The 23602-nt window shown below is 63.1% G+C and carries 21 protein-coding genes; 12 read left to right on the top strand and 9 right to left on the bottom strand.

The features are described from left to right. Positions 1 to 131: 131 nt before the first annotated feature. A complete protein-coding gene (locus FQV27_RS12945; protein ID WP_147099178.1) occupies positions 132 to 527 on the bottom strand; it encodes a VOC family protein in 396 nt (131 codons plus the stop codon). Then, a complete protein-coding gene (locus FQV27_RS12940; RefSeq protein ID WP_246133102.1) occupies positions 524 to 1342 on the bottom strand; it encodes an ABC transporter permease in 819 nt (272 codons plus the stop codon). The genes FQV27_RS12945 and FQV27_RS12940 overlap by 4 nt, the downstream gene beginning before the upstream one ends. Before the next feature lie 109 nt (positions 1343 to 1451). Here FQV27_RS12940 and FQV27_RS12935 point away from each other — a divergent pair, with 109 nt between their 5' ends. Genes FQV27_RS12935 through FQV27_RS12925 form a run of 3 tightly spaced genes read left to right on the top strand, consistent with a single transcriptional unit; the run spans position 1452 to position 2835 of the window. Next, positions 1452 to 2081 carry a GcrA family cell cycle regulator gene (locus FQV27_RS12935; RefSeq protein WP_147099176.1) on the top strand — a complete coding sequence of 210 codons (630 nt, stop codon included), beginning with the start codon at positions 1452 to 1454 and terminating at the stop codon, positions 2079 to 2081. Then, positions 2081 to 2593 carry a DUF2478 domain-containing protein gene (locus FQV27_RS12930; RefSeq protein WP_147099173.1) on the top strand — a complete coding sequence of 171 codons (513 nt, stop codon included), beginning with the start codon at positions 2081 to 2083 and terminating at the stop codon, positions 2591 to 2593. Before FQV27_RS12935 ends, FQV27_RS12930 begins: the two co-directional genes overlap by 1 nt. Further along, complete coding sequence (locus FQV27_RS12925; protein ID WP_147099171.1) at positions 2590 to 2835, top strand: sulfurtransferase TusA family protein; 246 nt, start codon at positions 2590 to 2592, stop codon at positions 2833 to 2835. The genes FQV27_RS12930 and FQV27_RS12925 overlap by 4 nt, the downstream gene beginning before the upstream one ends. Before the next feature lie 9 nt (positions 2836 to 2844). Here the strand turns inward: FQV27_RS12925 and FQV27_RS12920 are convergent, their stop codons facing one another. The 4 genes from FQV27_RS12920 to FQV27_RS12905 are packed head-to-tail and all read right to left on the bottom strand — an operon-like array spanning position 2845 to position 10452. Next, on the bottom strand, positions 2845 to 5124 hold the full coding sequence (locus FQV27_RS12920; protein WP_147099169.1) for an NADP-dependent malic enzyme: 2280 nt from the start codon (positions 5122 to 5124) through the stop codon (positions 2845 to 2847). Positions 5125 to 5177: 53 nt separating this feature from the next. Further along, positions 5178 to 8234 carry an efflux RND transporter permease subunit gene (locus FQV27_RS12915; protein WP_147099167.1) on the bottom strand — a complete coding sequence of 1019 codons (3057 nt, stop codon included), beginning with the start codon at positions 8232 to 8234 and terminating at the stop codon, positions 5178 to 5180. Beyond that, positions 8234 to 9385, bottom strand: a complete 1152-nt coding sequence (locus tag FQV27_RS12910; RefSeq protein ID WP_147099165.1) for an efflux RND transporter periplasmic adaptor subunit — start codon at positions 9383 to 9385, stop codon at positions 8234 to 8236. Before FQV27_RS12910 ends, FQV27_RS12915 begins: the two co-directional genes overlap by 1 nt. Then, on the bottom strand, positions 9382 to 10452 hold the full coding sequence (locus tag FQV27_RS12905) for an efflux RND transporter periplasmic adaptor subunit (RefSeq protein WP_246133101.1): 1071 nt from the start codon (positions 10450 to 10452) through the stop codon (positions 9382 to 9384). The genes FQV27_RS12910 and FQV27_RS12905 overlap by 4 nt, the downstream gene beginning before the upstream one ends. 261 nt (positions 10453 to 10713) lie before the next feature. Between FQV27_RS12905 and arfB the strand changes: the two genes are divergently transcribed. The 6 genes from arfB (at position 10714) to FQV27_RS12875 (ending at position 16415) form a co-directional block, all read left to right on the top strand. After that, positions 10714 to 11139 carry an alternative ribosome rescue aminoacyl-tRNA hydrolase ArfB gene (arfB, locus tag FQV27_RS12900; protein ID WP_147099163.1) on the top strand — a complete coding sequence of 142 codons (426 nt, stop codon included), beginning with the start codon at positions 10714 to 10716 and terminating at the stop codon, positions 11137 to 11139. Continuing rightward, entirely contained in the window at positions 11129 to 11602 is a 474-nt protein-coding gene (locus tag FQV27_RS12895) for an NUDIX hydrolase (RefSeq protein ID WP_246133100.1), read from the top strand. Before arfB ends, FQV27_RS12895 begins: the two co-directional genes overlap by 11 nt. Positions 11603 to 11665: 63 nt before the next feature. Then, a complete protein-coding gene (locus tag FQV27_RS12890) occupies positions 11666 to 13099 on the top strand; it encodes an inorganic phosphate transporter (RefSeq protein WP_147099161.1) in 1434 nt (477 codons plus the stop codon). An 80-nt stretch (positions 13100 to 13179) separates the two neighbouring features. Further along, the gene (locus FQV27_RS12885) at positions 13180 to 13722 is read left to right on the top strand and encodes a L,D-transpeptidase family protein (RefSeq protein ID WP_147099159.1); all 543 of its coding nucleotides are present in this window, start codon (positions 13180 to 13182) and stop codon (positions 13720 to 13722) included. Between the two features lie 150 nt (positions 13723 to 13872). Then, a complete protein-coding gene (locus tag FQV27_RS12880; protein WP_147099157.1) occupies positions 13873 to 15255 on the top strand; it encodes a bifunctional enoyl-CoA hydratase/phosphate acetyltransferase in 1383 nt (460 codons plus the stop codon). Further along, positions 15252 to 16415 (top strand): acetate/propionate family kinase, encoded by a 1164-nt coding sequence (locus FQV27_RS12875; RefSeq protein ID WP_147099154.1) that lies wholly within the window; start codon positions 15252 to 15254, stop codon positions 16413 to 16415. Before FQV27_RS12880 ends, FQV27_RS12875 begins: the two co-directional genes overlap by 4 nt. A gap of 18 nt (positions 16416 to 16433) precedes the next feature. Here the strand turns inward: FQV27_RS12875 and dnaJ are convergent, their stop codons facing one another. From dnaJ to FQV27_RS12860, 3 genes are all read right to left on the bottom strand, one after another. Then, positions 16434 to 17600, bottom strand: a complete 1167-nt coding sequence (gene dnaJ, locus FQV27_RS12870) for a molecular chaperone DnaJ (RefSeq protein ID WP_147099152.1) — start codon at positions 17598 to 17600, stop codon at positions 16434 to 16436. A 68-nt stretch (positions 17601 to 17668) separates the two neighbouring features. Continuing rightward, positions 17669 to 19582: a molecular chaperone DnaK gene (gene dnaK / locus FQV27_RS12865; RefSeq protein ID WP_147099150.1), complete on the bottom strand. Its 1914-nt coding sequence runs from the start codon at positions 19580 to 19582 to the stop codon at positions 17669 to 17671. Positions 19583 to 19783: 201 nt separating this feature from the next. Further along, positions 19784 to 20536 (bottom strand): ABC transporter permease, encoded by a 753-nt coding sequence (locus FQV27_RS12860; RefSeq protein ID WP_246133099.1) that lies wholly within the window; start codon positions 20534 to 20536, stop codon positions 19784 to 19786. A 204-nt stretch (positions 20537 to 20740) separates the two neighbouring features. On the opposite strand from FQV27_RS12860, the gene cysQ reads away from it, so the two are divergent. The 3 genes from cysQ to FQV27_RS12845 are packed head-to-tail and all read left to right on the top strand — an operon-like array spanning position 20741 to position 23552. Continuing rightward, positions 20741 to 21544: a 3'(2'),5'-bisphosphate nucleotidase CysQ gene (cysQ, locus tag FQV27_RS12855; protein ID WP_147099146.1), complete on the top strand. Its 804-nt coding sequence runs from the start codon at positions 20741 to 20743 to the stop codon at positions 21542 to 21544. Continuing rightward, the gene (locus FQV27_RS12850) at positions 21544 to 22344 is read left to right on the top strand and encodes a 3-deoxy-manno-octulosonate cytidylyltransferase (protein WP_147099144.1); all 801 of its coding nucleotides are present in this window, start codon (positions 21544 to 21546) and stop codon (positions 22342 to 22344) included. The genes cysQ and FQV27_RS12850 overlap by 1 nt, the downstream gene beginning before the upstream one ends. After that, entirely contained in the window at positions 22341 to 23552 is a 1212-nt protein-coding gene (locus FQV27_RS12845; RefSeq protein ID WP_147099142.1) for a glycosyltransferase family 2 protein, read from the top strand. Before FQV27_RS12850 ends, FQV27_RS12845 begins: the two co-directional genes overlap by 4 nt. Positions 23553 to 23602 lie beyond the last annotated feature (50 nt).

Below are 23602 nucleotides of genomic sequence, written 5' to 3'. Positions count from 1 at the left end.
CAGATGGATTGCGCCCGTGTAACCGCCGGACATGCGGGATCGCGCGCCTTAACGGCGTCGGGGACGGGCAATAAGGGCGGTCCGTGCGATCATGCGGATTTCTTGGGGCAAATCTTCCGCGACGGCAAGTGTTATTTTCGCTGCCACAGATCCCAGCGATTGCCCCAGAGGTCACGGAATTTCGCAACGCGGCCATATTCGGTGTCGCGCGGCGTTTCCTCGAAATGCACGCCTTCGGCCAGCATTCGCGCATGATCGGCGTCATAGTCATCGGAATGCAGAAAAAAGCCGACGCGCCCGCCGGTCTGGTCGCCGATGAAGCTTTCCTGTCGTGGTCCATCGGCACGCGCCAGCAGAATGGCACAGCCTCCGCCCTTCGGGGCCACGACCACCCAACGCTTCGGGCGGCCGTCATCGGTCAGGGACGGGCTGTCCTCGACAAGATCGAATTCGAGCGCCCGGCGGAACCAGTCGATCGCGCGGTCGTAATCGTCGATGACAAGGGTAATCAGGGCCAGCCGGCTCATGGTTTCAGCCGGTATCCGGTGCGCAGCAGCCACCATGCCAGCGTGCAGACGCCCGCGACGACGACAAGGCAGAAGACGAAGCCCAAGGCCGGGCTGGCGTCGCTGACGCCGGTAAAGCCATAGCGCGCGCCGTCGATCAGGTAGAAGATCGGATTCATATGGCTGATCGCGCGGAAGAACGGCGGCAGGGCCTCGATCGAATAGAACGTTCCGGACAGGAACGACAGCGGCGTCACAATGAAGTTCGAAATCGCCGCCATCTGATCGAATTTCTGCGCGAGAATGCCGCCGACCAGCCCCAGACCGCCCATCAGCAGCGCCCCGAGGATGATGAACGCCAGTGCCACCAGCGGGTGCGCGGGGAAATGGTGGATCAGCAGCGCCATGCCAAGGCCGATCACGACCGCGACCAGCCCCGCCCGCGCCACGGCGCCGATCAGGTAGCCGGCAAGGATTTCCCCGCCAGACAGCGGCGGCATCAGCGTATCGACGATGTTGCCCTGCATTTTCGACGCGATGATGCTGGAGGACGTGTTCGCGAAGCTGTTCTGGATCACCGACATCATCAGGATGCCGGGACCGAGAAAGGCGAGATAGGGCAGGCCCATAACCTCGCGATCGCCACGGCCAAGCGCCACCGAAAACACGATGACGAACAGCCCCGCCGTCATCAGCGGCGCAAAGACGGTCTGCTGCCAGACGGACATGAAGCGCATGATCTCTCGGCGCGAAAGCGTGTATAGCCCCAGCCAGTTGACCCGACCGAAGCGGCGCGCGCCCATGGGTTGTTGCGTGATCTGGTCAGATTCAGTCATGGCGGCTTCTTGAATTGGCAGGACGGGCAGGATATTTCTGGGCATTCCCGGTTTGACCGGGGACGTCTGAAATTGCAAGATCGGCGGAGCGTCCGCCAGAAAGGCCGAAATGTCCTGGACCGACGAACGTGTCGAAACGCTCAAGCGGATGTGGTCCGAAGGCCAGTCCGCCAGCCAGATCGCGAAGGAACTGGGCGGCGTGACGCGCAATGCGGTGATCGGCAAGGTCCACCGGCTTGGCCTGTCGAACCGCGACGAGGGGACCGAGGCAGAAGCCACGCCCGCTGCCGCCGCGCCAGAACCCGCCAAGCCAGAAGGCAAGGCGAAGCCCGCGCCCAAGGCCAGACCCGCCCAGAAGGCGGAGCCGGCGAAGGCCGAGGCCAAGCCCGCCGCCCCGACAGAACCAGAACCTGCGACCCAATCGGCTGAACCCAGTGCCCCGGCCGGCTTCTCGAACCGCCGGCCCATCGTGCCTGCGGGCCAGCCGCTGCCGCCGCAGCCGTCGGCGAACGAGATCAGCCCCGAAGCGCTTGCCAATGTGCGCGAGGTCGAAAAGAAGGCCCGCAAGCTGACCCTGATGGAGTTGACTGAGCGGACCTGCAAATGGCCGATCGGCGATCCGGCGACCGAGAAATTCTGGTTCTGCGGCCTGCCCAGCCAGGCCGGCAAACCCTATTGCGAGGCCCATGTCGGCGTTGCCTTCCAGCCGATGAGCTCGCGCCGCGACCGGCGGCGCTGATGCTCGGCTGGCTGGACCAGGCCGAAACCGGCGGCGGTGACGGCGCGCATCGCCTGATGCGAGAGATCGCGCTGCGTCTGGAATCGTCAGGCGTGCCGGTGCGCGGCGCGGTCCAGTCGAATGACCGCGTCGATGACTGCCATTGCGACATGACCTTGCAGGTTCTGGGCGATACCGGACCTGATGTCGTGATCTCGCAGAATCTCGGGCCGTCCGCGACCGGCTGTCGTCTGGATGCCGGGGCGCTGGAATCGGCCGCTCAGCGCGTGCTGAACACGCTGCCGGATGCGAAACTTGTGGTCGTGAACAAATACGGCAAGCAAGAGATCATGGGCCGCGGCATGGTCGCTGTGATCGCCGACGCGCTCGACCGCGACCTGCCTGTGCTGATTTCGGTCGCGCCACAGCAGCAGGCGGAATTTGTTGCTTTCGCGGGCGATCTGGCGGTGAAGCTGTCGCCCGCCCAAGCGGAAGGCTGGTGCCGCAACGCCGTGCAGGCAAGGGCCGCATGACCGAAATCGACGCGCGCGGGATGCTGTGCCCCCTGCCCGTCCTGCGGCTTCGCAAGGTGCTGATGTCGCAGCCCGTCGGCAGCCGCGTCACGTTGATTGCCACGGACAGGATGGCAGCCGTGGACGTGCCGCATTTCTGCGCCGAGGGCGGGCATGCGCTGCTGTCGGTCACCGAAGCGGACGGCGCCACCCGCTACGAGGTGATGCGCGGCGATCCGTTTGCCTGCCGCGCCCCGGCCTGACAGGACCGGCTAGCGAACCTGCCCCAGACGCCCCGCCGCAATGGCCGCCATGTTCAGAATGTCGCTGACCGTGGACGAGGTCGAGCAGATCTGAATCGGCTTGTCGACCCCGGTGAGGATCGGCCCGATCACCGTCGCGCCAGCCATTTCCTGCATCAGCTTCACTGAAATCGACGCCGAATGCCGCGCCGGCACCACCAGCACATTCGCAGGCCCGGTCAGGCGCGAGAAGGGATATTTCGCCGCCTGTTCCATGTTCAGCGCAACATCCACGGTCATCTCGCCCTCATATTCGAAATCGACACCGCGCTGATCGAGAACATGCGTCGCCTCGGCCATCTTCTCTGCCCGTTCGCTGACCGGATAGCCGAAATTCGAGAATGACAGAAAGGCAACGCGCGGTTCAAGACCCAGATGACGTGCCACATGCGCACCGCGAATGGCGATATCGGCCAGATCGTCGGCCTCGGGCCATTCATGGACCAGCGTGTCACCGATCAGCACGATCCGGCCTTTGTGCAGCACGGCGGTGATCCCAACAGCACCGTCCTGCGGGCGCGCGTCAAAAACCTGTGCAATCTGGGCAAGCACATGGGCGTTCTTGCGCGTGGCACCCGTCACAAGCCCGTCGCCGTGGCCATGCGCCAGCATCAGCGAAGCAAAGATATGGCGGTCGCGATTGACCTCTTTATGCGCATCCTCACGGTCCACGCCTTTTCGCTGCAAACGGGCATAAAGGAAGTCGTGATAGGCATCGAGATTTCGGGTATTCGCCGCGTTCACCACGGTCAGCTCGCGAACCGCATCGCCAAGGCCCGCCGCCTCCAGCTTCTCGCGCACATCGCTTTCCTTGCCGACGACGATGGACGACCCCATGCCGCCGCGCTGCCATGCGACGGCGGCCCGCAATACGCGCGGATCGTCACCTTCCGCAAAGATCATGCGCGCCTGATTCTGCCGCGCGCGGGCATGGATGCCTTGCAGGATCGCAGCGGTCGGGTCCATCCGGGCCTGAAGCGCATGGCGATAGGCGTCCATGTCGATGATGGGGCGGCGGGCGACGCCGGTATCCATGCCCGCCTTTGCCACGGCTGGCGGAATGACATGGATCAGGCGCGGATCGAACGGTGTCGGGATGATGTAATCGCGACCGAACTGCAGCTTGCGGCCATAGGCCACTGCAACTTCGTCGGGTACATCCTCGCGGGCGAGTTCGGCAAGGGCCTGCGCGCAGGCAATCTTCATCTCGTCATTTATGGCGCGGGCGTGAATGTCCAGGGCCCCACGGAACAGATAGGGAAATCCCAGCACGTTATTTACCTGATTGGGATAGTCGCTGCGCCCCGTCGCCACGATCGCGTCGGGGCGGACGGCATGGGCGTCTTCCGGGGTGATTTCGGGATCGGGATTGGCCATGGCGAAGATGACCGGATTTTCCGCCATGCTTTCGACCATTTCCTGCGTCACCGCGCCCTTCGCGGACACACCAAGGAAGACATCCGCGCCCTTCATCGCCTCTTCCAGCGTGCGCGCATCGGTGACGGCGGCATGCGCGGATTTCCACTGGTTCATGCCCTCGGTGCGGCCCTGCCAGATGACGCCCTTGGTGTCGCACATGATGCAGTTATCGTGCCGCGCGCCCATCGCCTTCAGCAGTTCCAGACAGGCAATCCCTGCAGCCCCCGCGCCGTTCAGCACGATGCGTACATCCTCGATCCGCTTGCCCGAAAGCTCCAGCGCATTTATCAGCCCCGCCGCACAGATCACCGCCGTGCCGTGCTGATCGTCGTGGAAAACGGGTATGTCCATCACCTCTTTCAGGCGCTGTTCGATGATGAAGCATTCTGGTGCCTTGATATCCTCAAGGTTCACGCCGCCGAAGGTCGGTCCCATCAGACGCACGGCCTGAATGATTTCGTCAGGGTCTTCTGTATCCAGTTCGATATCTATGGCGTTCACATCGGCAAAGCGCTTGAACAGCACCGCCTTGCCTTCCATCACCGGCTTCGAGGCAAGCGCGCCGAGATTGCCCAGACCAAGGATTGCCGTCCCGTTCGAGACGACGGCGACCAGATTGCCCTTGGTTGTGTAATCATAAGCCGTCTCTGGCCGGTCGGCGATGGCCTGCACGGGAACCGCGACGCCGGGCGAATAGGCCAGCGACAGGTCGCGCTGCGTCGCCATGGGGGTCGACGGAACCACATCGAATTTTCCGGGACGCGGTTCCATATGATAGGACAGCGCGTCTTCAGGCGTTATGCGGGCGGTGCGGGGCTTCTTGTCGCTCATCGGTCCTCCGGCCATGTCTGGCGTCTGTGTAAGCGGTGGACCGGGGGCGTCAATCAGTTTGCGCCATCATCCTTTGGTGGTTTCACACCGAAGACAGCGCAATACAGTGCCGGGACAAACAGCAGCGTAATCAGCGTGCCCGCGATGATGCCGCCCATCATGGCATAGGCCATCGGCCCCCAGAACACCTGCCGTGCAATCGGGATCAGCGCCAGGCTGGCGGCTGCGGCCGTCAACAGGATCGGTCGCGCGCGGCTGTCCGAGGCTTCGTAAACTGCCGACCAGCGGTCATGCCCCTTTTCGATCAGCACCTGCACCTCATGGACAAGGATGATCGAGTTGCGGATCAGAATGCCGGCAAGCGCCAGGATGCCAAGGATCGCGACAAAGCCCATTGGCACGCCGAATCCCGCCAGAACCGTGACCACCCCGATCAGGCCAAGCGGTGCCGCCGCAATGACAATCGCGGACAGGCGGAAGCTTTGCATCTGAACCATGACCAGGAATGCCATAATCAAAAGCATCAGAGGCACAACAGCCGCGATCGGGCCCTGACTGTCGGCGGAACTTTCGACCGTGCCGCCGATCTCAATCTTGATCGACGAGGGCAGCGTCTTTTCAAATTCCGCAATTCGGCCGGCCATCGCATTGACCAAAGTCGCAGGCTGATCGGCCGAGGCAATCGCCGCCTTTACCGTCACCGTCGGCAAGCCGTCACGCTGCATGATAAGCGGCTGCTCGGTCCCGTATTCCAGACGCGCAAGGCTCGCCAGCGGGATAGCGCCGTTAGGTGTGGCCAGCTGAAGGTTGCGCAACGTGTCGATTGAGCTGCGCTCATCGGCGTCACCGCGACTGACCACGTCGATGAGGAATTCGTCGTCGCGCAACTGCGTGACCGTCCGTCCCGAGAACATCGTCGCGAGAGCGCCCGCGATATCGGAAGAACTGATGCCAAGCCGGCGGGCCTGATCCTGACTGACCTGCAAGCGGACGACGCGCGCCGGCTCGTTCCAGTCGAGCGCCACGTCGGTAAGGCGCGGTTCTGTCGCCAGAACGGCGGCAAGGTCGCGCGCCGCATCGCGCGTCGCCTCGATATCGGGGCCGGAAACGCGATACTGGACCGGCTTACCGACAGGTGGCCCGATTTCCAGATTCTTGACGTAGATATCGGCACCGTAGAAATCACGGGGCGCTATCTCGTTCAGCTTGGCTTTCACGCGGTCGCGCGCCTCCAGATCCGGGGTCTGTATCAGGATCTGGCCGACATGCGGGCCAGGCGTCTGCACGTCCATCGCCAGCACGAAACGCGGCGCGCCATTCCCGACATATGACGTCCAGAACAGCACATCCGGGTCGTCCTTCAGATGCGATTCAAGCTGATCCATCGTGTCGCGCGTCGCCGTGATCGACGCATTGTGGCGCATGCCGATATCGACAAGGATCTCTGGCCGGTCGGAGGTCGGGAAGAATTGCTGCTCGACAAAGCGCATCCCATAGATCGAGGCCCCGAAGGCGAGCATCGTGATCGCGATCGTTATCCATTTGAACCGCATCGCCAGCCGCAGGACGCGGTGAAAACTGCGACGCAGCCAGCCGGTCTTTTCGGCGTCGTGTTTCATGGATTTGGGCAGGAAGGTCACACCCAGAAGCGGCGCGAACAGCACCGCTACGACCCAGCTGACCAGCAGCGATACCGCGATGACCACGAAAAGCGAGAACGTGAATTCGCCCGCGGCGGAACTGTTCAGCCCGATGGGGATGAAGCCCGCCACCGTGACCAGCGTGCCGGTCAGCATCGGAAACGCGATGGAGGTCCATGCATATGAAGCCGCGTCGGTCAGCGTCTCGCCCAGCTCCAGCCGCGAGATCATGGTTTCGATGGCGATCATGGCGTCATCGACCAGCAGCCCAAGCGCGATAATCAGCGCGCCGAGCGAGATCCTTTGCAGGGTAATGCCGAAATAATCCAGGAAGACGAAGGTGATTGCCAGCACCAGCGGGATCGTCATCGTGACGACCATTCCTGCCCGCAGCCCGAGGCTGATGAAGCTGACGATCAGAACGATCACCACGGCCTCGACCAGGGCGCGAACGAAATGGCCGACGGCCTCGTCAACGACATGCGGTTGATCGGCGAATTTCGCCATTTCGATCCCGATGGGCAGATCGGCCGCGACGCCATGCATGAGCGCGTCCACCTGCTCGCCGAATTCCAGAATATTGCCGCCAGCCTTCATCCCGATCTGCAGTCCGATGGCAGGCTTGCCGTTATAGCGGAACAGGCTTTGGGGCGGGTCTTCATAGCCGCGCACCACGGTCGCGACGTCAGTCACGTTGAAGAAGCGGTCGCCCACACGCAGGTTGACCGCGGCAATCGCATTGGAATCGTCGAACTCTCCATCGACGCGGACCAGCACCCGTTCTGACCCGGATTCAATGACCCCTGACGGCGCGATCGCGTTCTGGTTGGCCAACGTGGCCATGACCTCTTCCTGGTTAAGGCCAAGCGCTGCCAGCCGCGACGGAGAGAATTCAAGATAAATCTTCTCGTCCTGCTCGCCCAGCAGTTCCACCTTGCCGGCCAGAGGCAGCGCCTGCACGAGATCGCGGATGTCGTCCACACGGTCGCGCAGTTCGCGCGGGGTGAACCCGTCGGTCGTGAAGGCATAGATATTGCCGAACACATCGCCGAAATTGTCGTTGAACTGAAAACCGGCAAATTCGGATGGGAAGTCGGGCCGGATGTCGGACATCATGTCGCGCACGCGCTTCCAGACCTCGGGGACACGCGCGCCGCGCACTGTCGGGTCAAGCTCTACATAGACAATCGCCTGACCGGGCATCGTCACGGACCGGGTGAAATCAAGCTCGTCCAGTTCCTCCAGCTTGTTTTCTATCCGTTTCGTGACCTGATTGAGGGTTTCGTCCGTGGTCGCGCCCGGCAGGGCTGCGCTGATGACCATGACCTTGATGGTAAAATTCGGGTCCTCCTCGCGGCCGAGGTTGATGTAGGAAATCGTCCCCGCGATCATCGACACGATCAGCAGGAACCAGACGAAGCTGCGATGTTTCAGCGCCCAGTCCGACAGGTTGAATCTCAGCCCGTGCATCACGGCTCGACCCTTTCGCCCACGGCCTGCCCGTCCTTCAGCGAATGGACGCCGCGCACCACTACTTCTTCACCCACCTTCAGACCAGATGCGACAGCGGCAAGACCGTTCACGCGCAGCCCGATCGTGACCGGCCTGAGTTCCACCGTCGCGCTGCCATCGGGCTGGCGGGACACGATCCAGATGCGGGGATCTTCCTTCGTTCCGGCGATAGCACTGTCCGGCAGCGCCAGCAGCATGTCACGTTCGCCACCGCGTTGCGCGCGGATCAGCGAGCCAAGGCGGAAGTTGTCGGGATTGTCCATCGACATGTGAACGCGTCGCGTGCGCGTGGCAGCGTCGGCAACCGCCTCGATACGTATGATCTGACCGGTGCTGCGGGTCCGGTCGTCGGATTCCAGCCAGATATCGACATCCGTGCCGACCGGCATGGCCGACAGTACCGCCTCGGGAAGGTCGATCACGGCCTCGCGCGTGTTGACATCGGAAAGTGTCACGATGGGGGTGCCGGCACTGACAACCGCGCCGGGCGTTTCGGACACGGCCGAAATCACCCCGCTGAACGGCGCGAGCAGCCGCGCAAAACCTTCGGCGTCTTCAGCCCGCGCAAGTTCCGATTGCGCCTGCGCCAGACCGGCTTCGGCGGCCTTCAGGCCGCGCTCGGCCTGTTCAAGCTGCGCACGGGTCGCGACACTCCGCTTTGCCAGATCGCGTGTCCTCTCGGCCGTCGCCTGCGCCGTTTCCAGCGTCACTTCGGCCGCATCAACGGCCGAACGCGCGGCGCGAACATTGTCCTGCAGATCGTCGGGCGTCAGTTCCGCCAGCAGATCGCCGGTTTCCACGTCGTCGCCGACATCCACAGGTCGCATCGACAGCCGTCCCAGCGTCTGAAAGCCAAGCTCGACCTCGGTGCCGGCCTCGACGACGCCGGGGAAACTGCGCAGCGCCGATGGCAGATCGCTGGCGATTGCGGTCACGACGGGTCGCGGCGGAAGCTCCGGCGCCTCCTCTTGCTTGGCGGTCCATGGAAGCTCGATAGCGGCGGCAGGCAGTGAAACGCAAAGCGTAAGCGCCGCGATGCCGAGAAGCCGCGTGATATGCGATGCCACGCCGACCGACGCGGGGCAGGCAACCCTGAAGGACAAAGTCATGACTTATCCCCAGCCACAACCGGGCGACCGGGATAGAGCTTTTGCGACCCCGCCCCGACCACGACTTCGCCAGCCTCGACCCCGCCTGACAGAAGCACGCTTTCATCGTCGAAACGCTCGATCTCGACTGCTCGCAGTTCCGCCTTGCCGTCCCGGACAACCCAGACCGAGGGCGCACCTTCACCCGACGTCAGGGCGGTCCACGGAATTTCAAAGGCCTCGCCTGTGCTCAGCTTCAGGCGCCCACGAACAGATGCGCCAAGCAGGTCCAGCTCTCCGGGAACTTCTGAGACTTTGGCGCGCACCCGGACAGAACCGGTCGTCGGATCGACCAGGGGAGAGATTTCCGTCACGGTGCCAGTCATTGGCGGCGCGGCAATGTCCAGCGTCGAGAGCGCGATGCTCTCGCCCATCGCGTCGTTGAGGAACACGAGATCTGGGGTCATGAACACGGCCTCGACACCGTCATTCGCGGCCAGCGACAAAACCGACTGCGCCGCGCCCACAACCTGGCCCGGCTCACCCGTGCGCGAAGTCACGACACCGTCGAACGGCGCGCGCAATTCGGTGTTCTCGACCGAACGGCGGGCTTGATCCAATGTGCTTTGCGCCTGCTGGGCCTCTGTCTCGGCCGCGCTAAGCTCCTGACGGGCGGTGTCACGGGCGGCGCGGGTGCCGACACCGCGATCCAGCATGGCCTGCGCGCGCTCGGCCGCCTGTCGGGCCTGATCCTCGGTCGCGCGTGCTGCGTCCAGAGACGCGCTTGCCACGTTCAGCGCCTGTTGCAACTGCAGCGGGTCGATACGGCCCAGCACCTGGTTCTTCGCGAAATGGTCGCCCTCGCTGACGAGGATTTCGGTGACGCGCCCGCCTTCCCGAAAGCCAAGTTCGACCGTGTCGAGCGCTTCCAGCGTCCCCGTCAATTCGATTTCCAGATCGCTGCCGCGCGGCGCAACCTCGATGAACTCGACAGGCAGGGGCTGGTCGGCGCGTGCTGGCACCACCCCCAAAAGCACGAGATAAATAAATACCGCGCCACATCTCAAACCGACGGCCAAGCCGTACATCACGTTGTTTCCTCCGTGCACCCGGCGACGATTGCCCGAAACATGAGGGCTTGAAAAGCCCTGTCTGCCACTCTGCCGCAGCGTCAATTTGTCATGGGATCGCAAGCTTTGTCCGGTCCGCGAACGCGGAACACGCGAATTGTCATGCGCCTGTTTCAGATCGGTGCTTTGATCGGTCGATGAAAACGCTTTGCCCCCATGCCTTTTTCGGCCAGTCTCACGAACCTATATTGTGGCGGAATTACCGGGTTCATAGCGATTATGTTACGCATTAACGATCACATCACCATCGAGGAATGGGAGCTTCTGGAAAGCTTTACCAGGTCGCAGGGACCGGGTGGCCAGAACGTGAACAAGGTCGAAACCGCGGTCGAACTGCGCTTCGAGGCCGCGCGTTCGCCGAATCTGCCCGATCCCGTGAAGCGACGCCTTCAGCGCCTGGCCGGGCGGCGATGGACCTCGGACGGGGCGGTCGTGATCCTGGCGCAGGAAACGCGCAGTCAGGCCCGCAACCGTGAACTCGCACGCGACAGGATGGCCGATCTTATCCGGCGTGCAACGGTGGCGCCAAAACGTCGTATCGCGACGCGACCGACACTTGGCAGCCAGCGCCGGCGGCTGAAAGCGAAGTCGGTGCGTGGAAACGTCAAGGCTTTGCGCGGGCGGGTAGATACGCATGATGAATGATCTGCTTCGCGGCGCGCTCGGCAAGGCTCTTGGGCGACGCCCCCCCGCATTACAGGTGGCCGCTTTGTGTGTCAGCGCCGAAACCGGCAAGGTGCTGCTGATAACCAGCCGGGGCACAAAGCGCTGGATCATTCCGAAGGGCTGGCCGATGACCGGGCGCAGTGCCGCCGGCGCAGCGCTTCAGGAAGCCTGGGAAGAGGCCGGCGTACGCGGCAAGGTCGATGAGGTCGCCTTTGGCGAATACAGCTATCTGAAGCGACTGCCCGGCGGCATCAGCCAGCCGGTCATTGCGCAGGTGCATATGGTCCGCGTCACCTCGCTGGTGCGCGACTATCCAGAACATCGCCAGCGCCAGCGCAAGTGGTTCTCTGCTGCCAAGGCAGCGGAACTGGTCGACGAGGATGGGCTGAAGGCGCTTATCGGCAGGCTGGAAGGCGAGGCAAAGCCCGGCAAGAAAGGCTGACAGCGCCGTCCGGCAGGTCGCCGCGCGAAAAGAATTGCGCTTGTCGTAACGTGGCAATGACCTATGTTTCGGCCCATGCAGCAGGGCCGCGATTTTCGTATTCTCGACAAGGATCTTGACCGCCTCGGCCATGCCGAGGGGGCGGGCCGCGTGGCGTCGAGGCCATTGCGTCGCATGGGCCTTCTGATGGGCATGGTGCTGAGCGTCATCATGATCGCTGCTTTCGCGGGCATGAGCATGCCGGGTCATGCGGCCCTGATCGCAGGCTTTTCCGTGGCGCTTTACCTCGGCCTGAATATCGGTGCGAACGATGTCGCCAACTCTGCCGGGGCGGCAATCGGCGCGCGGACGCTGCCGGTCGGGCTGGGCCTTGCGCTGGTGGCCGCTGCGCAGCTTGCCGGGGCGTTGCTGGCAGGGGACACGGTGACACAGACGATTGCGCGCGACATCCTCGCGCTTGGGCGCATCGCGCCGGACGCACATCCGGGGCGGATCATGGCGGCAGCACTTGTGGGCGCGGGCATCTGGATCACGCTTGCAAACTGGGCGCGCGCGCCCGTCTCGACCACGCATAGCGTCATCGGAGCGGTGGCGGGTGCAGGCATGGCCGGGCTTGGCACCGCGGCAATAGATTGGCAGGTGGTTGCAGGCATCGCGCTTGGCTGGATGATCGCGCCGGTTGCCTCGGCGATGCTGGCGGCGGCGCTGCTGGGGCTGCTGCGCTGGCGGGTGCATTTCGCGGCTGATCCGCGTCGCTCAGCCCGCCTGTGGCTGCCTTCGCTGATCGGTGCGACGGCGACGATCTTCGCGCTATACCTGCTGACGCTTACTGCCCATCAAATGCCGCCGATCGGGGCCTTCGCTGCATGCCTGTCGCTGGGGATCATTGCCTTCGTGATCGCGCGGGCGCAGCTTGACCGGCAGATCGCCGCAGAGCGGCCCGAAGACCTGGCGCTGAAAAACCTGTTATCTGTCCCGCTGATTGCCACGGCGATCCTGTCGGGCTTCGCGCATGGTGCGAATGATGTTGCCAATGTGGCCGGCCCGCTTTCCGTGATGCTCAGCGATATCGACGCCAGCGCCCTGCCGCTTTGGGTACTCGGCCTTTCGGGGCTCAGCGTTGCGGCGGGTTCACTGATCTTCGGACGCAGGCTTGTCAGGATGGTCGGCAGCTCGGTGACGCGGCTTAACCCGGTGCGCGCCTTTTGCGCCTCGCTCGCGGCTGCGGCGACGGTGCTGGCATGTTCGGCTGCGGGCTTGCCCGTTTCGACCACACATTGCGCGGTCGGCGGCATATTCGGTGTCGGCTTCTATCGTGAATGGGAGGACCGCGCCCGCAAGAAGACCCGCAAGTCGTTGCCACCAGAAGAACAGCGCCGCCGCCGCCTTGTGCGTCGCAGCCATGTCTGGACAACGCTGGCGGCATGGGCCGTCACCGTACCGGGTTCCGGATGCGTGGCAGCGGCGTCCTATGCCGTATTTTCGCTCGCCGGTTGATCCGAATGTTTCTGGCGAGAATCCGCCGAACATGCTAGTTCATATGTCATCAACGCGGCAAACAGCGTGACGAGGCAGTGATGATTCGGACATTTCGGGCGTTTCTCGCCCTGACTATCGTGGCTTTCCTTGCAGCCTGCGGCGGCGGAGACAGCGCGCCAGGTGCTACGGCACCGCCGCGTTTCCTCAGCTATAGCGGGCCGCCTGTGACGCAGGTGGTCATCAACAAGTCTGACCGCATGATGTATCTGCTGTCGGGCACGACGATCCTGCGGTCCTACAAGGTCGGGTTGGGCAATCAGCCAATCGGGGCCAAGCAGTTCGAAGGCGACGGGAAAACGCCCGAAGGCATCTATTTCATCGACCGCTTCAACCCGCGCAGCACCTATCACCTGTCGGTCGGCGTCAGCTATCCCAATGTGCAGGATACCGCGCGCGCGCTCTCCGTCGGCCTTAGACCGGGTGGCGATATCTTCATCCACGGACGTGGGCGCGAAGGGGCAATCGCGAAGTCGAAGAAGAAGGACGACTGGACCGCCGGCTGCATTGCGGTCGAGGACAGCGAGATCGAAGAAATCTATGCCATGCTGCAAGGTGGCGTGCCGGTGGTCATCAACCCCTGAGCCCATCGCCCCGCTCAGACAGATCACCCAGACAGATACCGGCCGCGTCCGCGCAGGCCGGTTTTTCATGACCGCATCACTAGCTTGACCCCGCCGCGCCCTGCCCGCACAACTTCTGGCGCAGACAATCTGGCAGGTAGGGTATCGGGTATGCGCGTCGAAAACAGAACCTTGGATGAGCTGAAGATCGGCGACAGCGCCGAATTGCGGCGACTGGTCACGATGGACGACCTGCTGGTCTTTGCATCGGCATCTGGCAACCATAACCCCGCGCATCTGCCCGGCTTCGACACTGACGGCGATGGCCGCCCCGACGAAATCGCGCCCAGCATGTTTGTCGCGAGCCTGATTTCCGGTGTCCTCGGCTCTCTTTTGCCGGGACCGGGGACGCTTTACCGCGGCCAGAGCCTGAATTTTCTGGGCCGCGCGCGCGCAGGCGACGAACTTCTTGCCCGTGTTACCGTGACCGATATCCGCGCCGATGACATCGTGGTGTTGCGCACCGAGGTTCTCCGTGAAGCGGACGACAGCCTGATCGTAGAAGGCGCCGCAGAGGTCATCCCCCCGCAGCGCAAATTCAGTGCCGAGGATGTTCATGTCCCCGGCCTGATCGTGCAGCGTCACCGGCATTTCGAACGACTGATCGAACAGGCCGCGCCCCTGCCGGAACTGGTCACCGCTGTCGTCTGCCCGACCGAGGACGAGGCGCTTCGCGGCGCCCTTCTGGCCGCTGACGAGGGGATCATCACCCCGGTCCTGATCGGGCGCGCCGCCGCGATCACAGACGCAGCGGCACGTATCGGGCGCGACATTTCCGGTTTCGAAATCGTGGATGAGGCCACCGACAGCGAGGCCGCGATCCGCGCCTGCGCATTGGTTCAAGAGGGCCGGGCGAGTGCCGTCATGAAGGGGCACCTCCACACTGACGACCTGCTGCGCGCCATGATCGACAAGGATCGCGGGCTGCGCACCGGGCGGCGGTTCACGCATGTCTTCGTCATGGACGTGCCGGGCGAGCCAGAGCCGCTGCTGGTCACGGATGCCGCCATCAATATCGCGCCGGACCTGAAAACGAAGACGGACATTACCCAGAACGCAATCGACCTGGCCACATCGCTAGGGCTGACGCCGCGTGCTGGGATCCTGTCTGCGGTGGAAACAGTGAACCCTGAAATCCAGTCCTCGGTCGATGCGGCTTTGCTGTCGAAAATGGCCGAGCGCGGGCAGATCAGGGGCGGCGCGGTCGATGGGCCGCTTGCGATGGACAATGCCGTGGACATGGGCGCAGCGCGCACCAAGGGTCTGGCGGGCGAGGTTGCGGGCCGCGCGAATATCCTTGTCGTACCGGGGATCGACGCAGGCAATATGCTGGCCAAGCAGCTTGCCTATATCAGCCATGCCGAAGCCGCGGGGATTGTCGTGGGTGCAAAGGTTCCGGTTATCCTGAACTCGCGCTCTGACGGCTCGATGTCGCGCCTTGCCTCTGCCGCCGTCGCGGCGATCCATCATTTTCACCAGCGGAACCCGGTATGAGCGGCGAGACGCTGATCCTCAACGCAGGCTCGTCCTCGCTGAAATTCGCGATCTATATCGACGAGGATGACACGCCAGAGGTGAGCGGCCTGATCGACCGGATCGGCGCGGGCGAGGCCGAAATCGCGCTGAAGGACGCATCGGGCCAGCCGCTTCCTGCGGGCGCGCCGGGCAGCGTTGCCGATCATGGCGAGGCCCTGATGGTCGCGATCCGCGCGATGGCGAAGCATTATCCCGATCACACGATCAAATCCGTCGGTCATCGCGTCGTGCATGGCGGCCCCGAATTCGCTGCACCCGTGCTTATCGACGACGCGGTCGAGGAAAAGCTGATGGCGCTGACACCGCTGGCGCCGCTGCACCAGCCGCATTGTCTGGCCGGAATCCGGGCCGCCCGCGCGGCGTTCCCGGACGCACGCCATATCGCCTGTTTCGACACTGCCTTTCACCGCAGCATGCCGCGGTTGAACGAGCTTTATGCCATTCCCCGCGAGCATTTCGACGCCGGTATCCGCCGCTATGGATTTCACGGGCTAAGCTATGACTATATCGCAAACGCCTTGCGGGATCGGCATCCCGATCTCTCTCAGGGTCGGGTCATCGTGGCGCATCTGGGCAACGGGGCATCGCTTTGCGCAATGCGGGATGGCAGATCGGTCGCGACCAGCATGGGCTTCTCGGCGCTTGACGGCCTTGCCATGGGCACGCGCTGCGGCAATATCGATCCGGGCGTTCTGCTGTATCTGATGGATCAGGGCATGAGCAGCGCCGAGCTGTCCGACATGCTGTATCGCCGCTCTGGCCTGCTGGGTCTGTCTGGCACATCAAGCGACATGCGCACGCTTCTGGCCAGTTCCGCACCGGAGGCCGCCGAGGCTGCCGCCTATTTCGTGCAATCGGTCAGGCGCGGCATCGCCGAACTCGCGGCGATGCTTGGCGGGCTGGAGACACTGGTCTTTACGGCGGGGATCGGTGAGAACGCAGCCGCAATCCGCGACGCCATCTGCGCGGAAATGGGCTGGATGGGCATTCGTCTGGACACTGCCGCAAACGATCAGGGAGAGCCGATCATCTCTGACAGCGAAAGCGGCGTGCAGGTGCTGGTGATCCCGACGCGAGAGGACCTGACAATCCTCAGCGCGGTGCGGGCGGGCGGCTGACGGCCCGGCAATGACGGGTCAGGTTCCCGTCATGCCGTCCCAGAAATTCTTGACCTTGTCGAAGAAGCCGCTTGATTGTGGCGAGTTATCCGCCTTGATCTCGTCGAATTCGCGCAACAGCTCTTTCTGGCGCGCGGTCAGGTTGACCGGGGTCTCAACGACAAGCTCGATCAGCATGTCGCCCGCTTCGTCATTGGCACGCGCGCCGTGACGCAGCGGGGGCATGCCCTTGCCGCGCAGTCGCATCTGGCGGCCCGTCTGGCTGCCAGCGGGCACCTTCACGCGGGTGCGCCCGCCGTCGATCGTCGGCACCTCGACCTCTCCGCCAAGCGCGGCAGAGGCCATGCCGACAGGCACCTGACAGGCCAGCGTCTTGCCGTCGCGCAGGAATATCTCGTGTTCCTTGACGGTGACGAAGATGTAAAGATCGCCCGCAGGTCCGCCGCGCAGGCCGGCCTCGCCCTCGCCGGCAAGGCGGATACGCGTGCCGGTTTCGACACCGGCGGGGATGTTCACCTGAAGGGCGCGCCGCTGCTCGACGCGGCCCTGTCCGTGGCAGGTATCGCAGGGGTTTTTAACCATCTGTCCCTGGCCGTTGCAGGTCGGGCAGGTCCGTTCCACGGTGAAGAAACCCTGGCTTGCACGCACCTTGCCCATGCCGGAACAGGTCGGGCAGGTCACGGGCTCGACCGCACCTTCCGCGCCCGTGCCTTCGCATTCGGCGCAGGTGACGGAGCCGGGGACGTTAATCTGCTTTTGCGCACCCTCGAACGCCTCTTCCAGCGTGACCGCAAGGTTATAACGCAGATCCTGCCCTCTTGTCGGGCGGGTACGGCCACCGGCGGCACCGGCGCGGCCAGCGAAATCGCCGAACAGATCCTCGAATATATCGGCGAAGGCAGAGCCGAAATCGCCCTGTCCGCCGCCCCTGCCGAAGCCGCCGTAACCACCGCCCGATCCATCGAAGGCACCGTGACCGAAGCGGTCATAGGCAGCTTTTTTCTGAGGGTCTTTCAGGCAGTCATACGCCTCGTTTACGTCCTTGAACCTGGCTTCCGAAGTCGGGTCAGAGCCGTTGCGGTCCGGATGCAGCTCTTTCGCCTTCTGACGATAGGCTTTCTTGATTTCGTCGCCATTGGCGCCTTTCGCGACGCCAAGCGTTTCGTAATAGCAGCGTTTCGCCATTGCGTGCCCCTTACGCGGGAAGCCGGCCCGAGCGTCTGACCCGGACCGGCTCCGCCAGTCATTTACGCTTACTTGCGCTTGTCGTCGCCAAGATCTTCGAAGTCGGCATCGACAATATCGTCATCCACGTCGCGCGGCTGATCGGCATCCGCGCTTGCATCGCCTTCTTCGGACTGCTGCGATTTGTAAATCGCCTCGCCAAGCTTCATCGAAGCGTCCATCACGTTCTGGATGCCGCCCTTGATCTTGCCGGGATCTTCCGACTTGAGCGCCTCTTCCAGCGCACCGATGGCCAGTTCGATCGCCTCGACCGTGGAGCCGTCGACCTTGTCGCCATGCTCGTCCAGCGATTTCTTGGTCGAGTGGATCAGGCTTTCGGCCTGATTCTTGACCTCGACCAGCTCGCGGCGGGACTTGTCGGCCTCGGCATTCGCTTCGGCGTCCTTCACCATGTTCTGGATTTCTTCATCGGACAGACCGCCCGACGCCTGAATGGTGATGTTCTGCGACTTGCCGGTGCCTTTGTCCTTGGCGTTGACCGACACGATGCCGTTGGCGTCGATGTCGAACGTCACCTCGATCTGGGGCAGGCCGCGCGGTGCAGGCGGAATGTCCTCAAGGTTGAACTGACCGAGCAGCTTGTTGTCGGCCGCCATCTCCCGCTCGCCCTGGAACACACGGATCGTCACGGCGCTCTGGTTATCCTCGGCGGTCGAGAAGATCTGCGATTTCTTGGTCGGGATCGTGGTGTTGCGGTCGATCAGGCGCGTGAACACGCCGCCAAGCGTCTCGATCCCCAGGGACAGGGGCGTCACGTCAAGCAGAACCACGTCTTTCACGTCGCCCTGAAGAACACCGGCCTGAATGGCAGCGCCAAGGGCCACGACCTCGTCAGGGTTCACGCCTTTATGGGGTTCCTTCCCGAAGAAGCCCGAGACTTCCTCGATCACCTTGGGCATGCGGGTCATCCCGCCGACCAGAACGACTTCGTCGATATCGGCTTTCGACAGGCCAGCATCCTTCAACGCCGCCTTGACCGGGTCCATGGTTTTCTTGATGAGATCGCCAACCAGGCTTTCCAGCTTGGCGCGGGTCAGTTTGACGACCATGTGCAGCGGCGTGCCGGAGTTCTTGTCCATCGAGATGAACGGCTGGTTGATCTCGGTCTGGGTCGAGCTGGACAGTTCGATCTTGGCCTTTTCAGCGGCCTCTTTCAGGCGCTGAAGGGCCATCTTGTCTTTCGTCAGATCGACGCCGTGTTCCTTTTTGAACTCTTCAGCCAGATAGTTGACGATGCGCATGTCGAAATCTTCACCGCCAAGGAACGTGTCCCCGTTGGTCGATTTCACCTCGAACAGGCCATCGTCGATTTCCAGAATGGTGATGTCGAAGGTGCCGCCACCAAGGTCATAGACCGCGATGGTTTTCGATTCCTTCTTGTCCAGACCGTAAGCCAGCGCGGCTGCAGTCGGCTCGTTGATGATGCGCAGGACTTCAAGGCCCGCGATCTTGCCCGCATCCTTGGTCGCCTGACGCTGTGCGTCGTTGAAATAGGCGGGCACGGTGATGACGGCCTGGGTGACGGGCTCGCCCAGATAGCTCTCGGCGGTTTCCTTCATCTTGCCCAGGATCATGGCGCTGATCTGCGCGGGCGAATATTTCTCGTCACGGACCTCGACCCAGGCGTCGCCATTGCCGCCATCGACAATCTCATAGGGGACCAGCTTCTTGTCTTTCTCGACGGCCGGGTCGGTGACACGACGGCCGATCAGGCGCTTGACGGCAAAGACAGTGTTGCTGGGATTGGTCACGGCCTGCCGCTTGGCGGGCTGGCCGACAAGGCGTTCACCTTCGGTGAAGCCGACAATCGAGGGGGTCGTGCGCGCACCCTCGCTGTTTTCGATCACCTTGGGCTGGCTGCCGTCCATGATGGCGACAACGCTGTTGGTGGTGCCCAGGTCGATCCCGATGACTTTTGACATATTCAAACCTTTCTTACGGCGATTTCCGCGGCCCGCGGGTCCAAGTTCGGCCCCCGAAGGCCTGATCCCTTTGTTTGACCGGCTGACACAATGGCCAGCTTCGAAGGGCTATATAGGAAGGCGTTTTTCGCGCTGCAAGAACCGCAATGCATGCTGAGGGGGTCGATTTTCATCAATCCCGGCAACAGTTTCCAACCCCGCCTAACGACCGGCGGACCAGCTTATTGAAACGCTGTTGCGGCTGACGAATTCGCCCATAAGGCCGATCATCGCCAGCGAAAGCGAGACATAGACCGGATACATGATGCTGGAATTGTGCGGCGTATAGTTCACGAAAGCGAAGCCCCGCGTCTGGTCGATGACATGAAACAGCGGATTCCAGTCGAACATCCGCAGCATGAAATGCGGCAATGTATTCGCCACGACCATCTTGCCTGACGTGAACATGTTCAGACGCATGTAGAACTGGCTGAGAATCAGGACCCCGCGCGGCCACCAAGGCTGCGCGGCGCGAAAGACGAGCCCGATACAGCAGCCGGAAAACCACGCGAGCAGGAACATCGCCACACAGGGCAGCAGATGTTCGATATTAACCGGCTCAAGAAAGGTGTTGGTGAACAGAAGCAACACCGTGCAGGCCAGAAACTGCTTGTAAAGAGCCGCGAGCGCGCCCGAACTGATCGAGATTGCGGTGTTCATCGGCGCATGTTTCATCAGCGCCGATACCGGCCCCTCGGCCGACATCACGGCCTGGATGCCCGCGTTATGGGTCATGAACATGAAGATACCGGTCATGATATAGACGATGAAATTGCCGCGGATGGGCGAGGTCCGCACGCCCAGAACCGTGAACAGGATATAAAACATCGTCACCATGATCAGCGCGCGCACGACCGTCATCAGCAGGCTGGCAACCGCGCTACGCTCGTCCTTGCGCAGTTTGTAGACGGTCATATGGAAAATCAGCGCGAGCGTCGTCAGCGCTGCTTCGAAAAGATTGTTCGTCCTGCGCTGCTGAAACAAGCTGACCTCACCCCACCGGCCGGCAGCGCGTGCCGCTTGCCCTGAACCCGACTGCAGATCATAAGGGGCGAAATCGTTCGGCACAATCGGACGAACCATACATGATGAACGAACGTTTAAGACGTGGAGGCCGGAATGGATTTCGAAAAGCTCACCACCGAGATGCGGCGGCTGGCACTTGAGGCAGGCGCGCGGATCATGGAGATCTACGGGGCCGACGATTTCGAGGTGCGCTCGAAATCGGATGATTCCCCCGTGACCGAGGCTGACGAGGCCGCAGATGCCCTGATCGCCGCGGGCTTGCGTGCCGCGTTCCCGGACCTGACGCTCGTGACCGAAGAACAGTCCGAAAGCCATTCCGAAAGCGCAGATACGTTCCTGATCGTGGACCCGCTGGACGGCACCAAGGAATTCGTGCAGCGGCGCGGGGACTTCACGGTCAATATCGCCTATGTCGAAAACGGCGTTCCGTTGCGCGGGATCGTCTATGCGCCCGCGAAGCAGCGGCTGTTCTATACCACCGCCGATGGCCGCTCGGTCGAGGAAACCGGACCGTTCGGCGACACGCCGGGCGAGACACATCCGATCGGGGTGAACCCGATGCCTGACAATCGCGGCCTTATGGTCGTCGCCTCGAAATCGCATCGCGACGCCGCGACCGATGACTATATTGCCAGCTACAAGACGCGCGACATGACTTCTGCCGGGTCGTCGCTGAAATTCTGCCTTGTCGCGACCGGCGAGGCCGACCTTTACCCGCGTCTCGGCCGCACGATGGAATGGGACACCGCTGCCGGCGATGCGGTGCTGCGCGGCGCGGGCGGCGAGGTCGTACGTTTCGACGACCACACGCCCCTGGCATATGGCAAACCCGGTTTCAAGAACCCCTTCTTCATCGCCTACGCGCCCGGCGTCCTGCTTGTCAAAGACCCATCCTGATGACCGTCGCGCTGATTATCCCGGCCCGCTTCGCCTCGACCCGCTATCCGGGCAAACCGCTTGCCATGCTGCGTGGCGTGGGCGGCAAGGCAGCCTCGCTGATCGAACGAAGCTGGCATGCCGCGAATGATGTGGCCGGGGTGGACCGTGTGGTCGTCGCGACCGATGACGACCGCATCCGCGATGCCGCGCAGTCTTTCGGGGCCGAGGTGGTGATGACCTCTTCGGAATGCCGCAACGGGACAGAGCGCTGTGCTGAAGCCGTGCAGAACATGGGCATAACGCCGGAAATCGTCGTGAACCTGCAAGGGGACGCGCCGCTGACCCCAGCCTGGTTCATCGAAGATCTGATCGCCGGGCTGCGCGCCGACCCGGATGCGGGGCTGGCAACGCCGGTGCTGCGCTGTTCGGGACAGATGCGGGCGGACCTGCTGGCCGAACGTGCGGCCGGTCGCGTCGGCGGCACGACGGTCGTGTTCGGGGCGCAGATGCAGGGGCTGTATTTCTCGAAAGAGGTGATCCCTTTCGCGGGCGGGCATTACGCGCCGGACGATCCCACACCTGTCTTTCACCATGTCGGCGTCTATGCCTATCGCCCCGATGCGCTTGCGGCCTATCCGACCTGGCCGGAGGGCAAGCTGGAGAAACTTGAAGGGCTGGAACAGCTTCGCTTCCTTGAGAATGGCCACCGCGTGCTTTGCGTTGAGGTCGAGGGGCGCGGCCGGCAATTCTGGGAACTGAATAACCCCGAGGACATTCCACGCATCGAGGCCATGCTGGCGGAGATGGGCGCGGCGTGACCCTGCCGCAGACAAGTGTCATCGTCGTCTCACGGGGGCGCGCTGACCATCTGCGGCTCTGCCTTCTCTCTCTCTCGATGCAGGATCATCCCGATTTCGAGGTGGTTCTGGTCGCTGATGCCGCAGGTCTGGCACAGCGCATGGATCTGCCGCTGAAGCGGGTCACCTTCGACGTGCCCAATATCTCGCTGGCCAGAAACCTTGGGCTTGCGCATGCAGCGGGCGCGGTCGTGGCGTTTATCGACGACGATTCCGTGGCAGAGCCGCGCTGGCTGTCGCGACTGGTCGCACCATTTGACGATCCGAGCGTCATGGCGGCGACCGGCTGGACGCGCGCGCGCGACGGCTTCAGCTGGCAAACCCGGACGGACCGTATCGACGCACGCGGCCTGCCTCTGTCAGAGCCCAATCCGGCCCGCGAGACACGGCTTCTGGGGGCCGAAGCCGGCACCGTGCCCAGCACGCTTGGCACGAATTGCGCGTTCCGCACCGTGGCGCTGCGCCGGATCGGCGGATTCGACCCCGCGTTTTCCTATCATCTCGACGAATCGGACGTGAACATGCGCATGGCGGCCGCTATGCCCGATGCGCTGACCGCCGTGGTCCCATCGGCGCAGGTCATTCACGCGCAGGCCGGTAATGCGGGACGCGACAAGGCGGCGGTGCCACTTGATCTGTCGGTGCAAGGCCGATCTGCCGCGATCTTCGCGCGACGTTATGCCGGCAAGGTGCCTGAGGCAGAGATCATCGCACGCTATCGCCGGCGTCTCATCCGCCAGGTTCTGGACGCAAAGCTCGATCCATTCCGCGTTGGGGCGATTCTCGAAAGCCTGCGCAGCGGGCTGGCCGAAGGTGGCGACATGGCGCCTCCCGCGCCGCCGCCGCCCGGTATTGAAACCGCGTCAGCGGGTTTTCGCCGCATGCCCGTCCTGCACCGTCCGGGTCCGGTTCTGGGCGGCTGGCACTGGCAGGCCGCGACGCTTCGCGCGCAGGCGTCGGACATGGCGAAGGACCATCTTATTCCCACGATTGTTCTTCTCAGTCCCAGCTTTCTGCCGCACCGGCTTCGGCTGACGGAGGCTGGCTGGTTCGAACAGACAGGCGGATTGTGGGGACAATCGGAACCCGGCGATTCGCCGCTTGCGACGTGGCGGCTGCGTGATCGCATCGCGCATGAGGCGAATTTGGCGACCAATCGCCGGAACTAACCCTTTCCGCAAACGTTGGCGCGCCGCGCTTGCCCGGGCTGTGCTCTTGG

The organism is Paracoccus aurantiacus, assembly GCF_007993065.1.
In the GTDB taxonomy this organism is placed as follows: domain Bacteria; phylum Pseudomonadota; class Alphaproteobacteria; order Rhodobacterales; family Rhodobacteraceae; genus Paracoccus; species Paracoccus aurantiacus.
The sequence above is the reverse complement of the archived record's forward strand: the minus strand, read 5'-3'. Positions and strand labels throughout refer to the sequence as shown.

What these genes read in the sequence shown, in the direction of transcription:
- FQV27_RS12930 (WP_147099173.1), top strand. Translation starts at nt 2,081, where the DNA reads ATGCTCGGCTGGCTGGACCAGGCCGAAACCGGCGGCGGTGACGGCGCG.
- dnaK (WP_147099150.1), bottom strand. Translation starts at nt 19,582, where the DNA reads ATGTCAAAAGTCATCGGGATCGACCTGGGCACCACCAACAGCGTTGTC.
- FQV27_RS12895 (WP_246133100.1), top strand. Translation starts at nt 11,129, where the DNA reads ATGATGAATGATCTGCTTCGCGGCGCGCTCGGCAAGGCTCTTGGGCGA.
- FQV27_RS12935 (WP_147099176.1), top strand. Translation starts at nt 1,452, where the DNA reads ATGTCCTGGACCGACGAACGTGTCGAAACGCTCAAGCGGATGTGGTCC.
- FQV27_RS12905 (WP_246133101.1), bottom strand. Translation starts at nt 10,452, where the DNA reads ATGTACGGCTTGGCCGTCGGTTTGAGATGTGGCGCGGTATTTATTTAT.
- FQV27_RS12875 (WP_147099154.1), top strand. Translation starts at nt 15,252, where the DNA reads ATGAGCGGCGAGACGCTGATCCTCAACGCAGGCTCGTCCTCGCTGAAA.
- FQV27_RS12945 (WP_147099178.1), bottom strand. Translation starts at nt 527, where the DNA reads ATGAGCCGGCTGGCCCTGATTACCCTTGTCATCGACGATTACGACCGC.
- FQV27_RS12920 (WP_147099169.1), bottom strand. Translation starts at nt 5,124, where the DNA reads ATGAGCGACAAGAAGCCCCGCACCGCCCGCATAACGCCTGAAGACGCG.
- FQV27_RS12915 (WP_147099167.1), bottom strand. Translation starts at nt 8,234, where the DNA reads ATGCACGGGCTGAGATTCAACCTGTCGGACTGGGCGCTGAAACATCGC.
- FQV27_RS12925 (WP_147099171.1), top strand. Translation starts at nt 2,590, where the DNA reads ATGACCGAAATCGACGCGCGCGGGATGCTGTGCCCCCTGCCCGTCCTG.
- FQV27_RS12940 (WP_246133102.1), bottom strand. Translation starts at nt 1,342, where the DNA reads ATGACTGAATCTGACCAGATCACGCAACAACCCATGGGCGCGCGCCGC.
- FQV27_RS12890 (WP_147099161.1), top strand. Translation starts at nt 11,666, where the DNA reads ATGTTTCGGCCCATGCAGCAGGGCCGCGATTTTCGTATTCTCGACAAG.
- dnaJ (WP_147099152.1), bottom strand. Translation starts at nt 17,600, where the DNA reads ATGGCGAAACGCTGCTATTACGAAACGCTTGGCGTCGCGAAAGGCGCC.
- FQV27_RS12880 (WP_147099157.1), top strand. Translation starts at nt 13,873, where the DNA reads ATGCGCGTCGAAAACAGAACCTTGGATGAGCTGAAGATCGGCGACAGC.
- FQV27_RS12885 (WP_147099159.1), top strand. Translation starts at nt 13,180, where the DNA reads ATGATTCGGACATTTCGGGCGTTTCTCGCCCTGACTATCGTGGCTTTC.
- FQV27_RS12850 (WP_147099144.1), top strand. Translation starts at nt 21,544, where the DNA reads ATGACCGTCGCGCTGATTATCCCGGCCCGCTTCGCCTCGACCCGCTAT.
- FQV27_RS12860 (WP_246133099.1), bottom strand. Translation starts at nt 20,536, where the DNA reads ATGACCGTCTACAAACTGCGCAAGGACGAGCGTAGCGCGGTTGCCAGC.
- FQV27_RS12910 (WP_147099165.1), bottom strand. Translation starts at nt 9,385, where the DNA reads ATGACTTTGTCCTTCAGGGTTGCCTGCCCCGCGTCGGTCGGCGTGGCA.
- arfB (WP_147099163.1), top strand. Translation starts at nt 10,714, where the DNA reads ATGTTACGCATTAACGATCACATCACCATCGAGGAATGGGAGCTTCTG.
- cysQ (WP_147099146.1), top strand. Translation starts at nt 20,741, where the DNA reads ATGGATTTCGAAAAGCTCACCACCGAGATGCGGCGGCTGGCACTTGAG.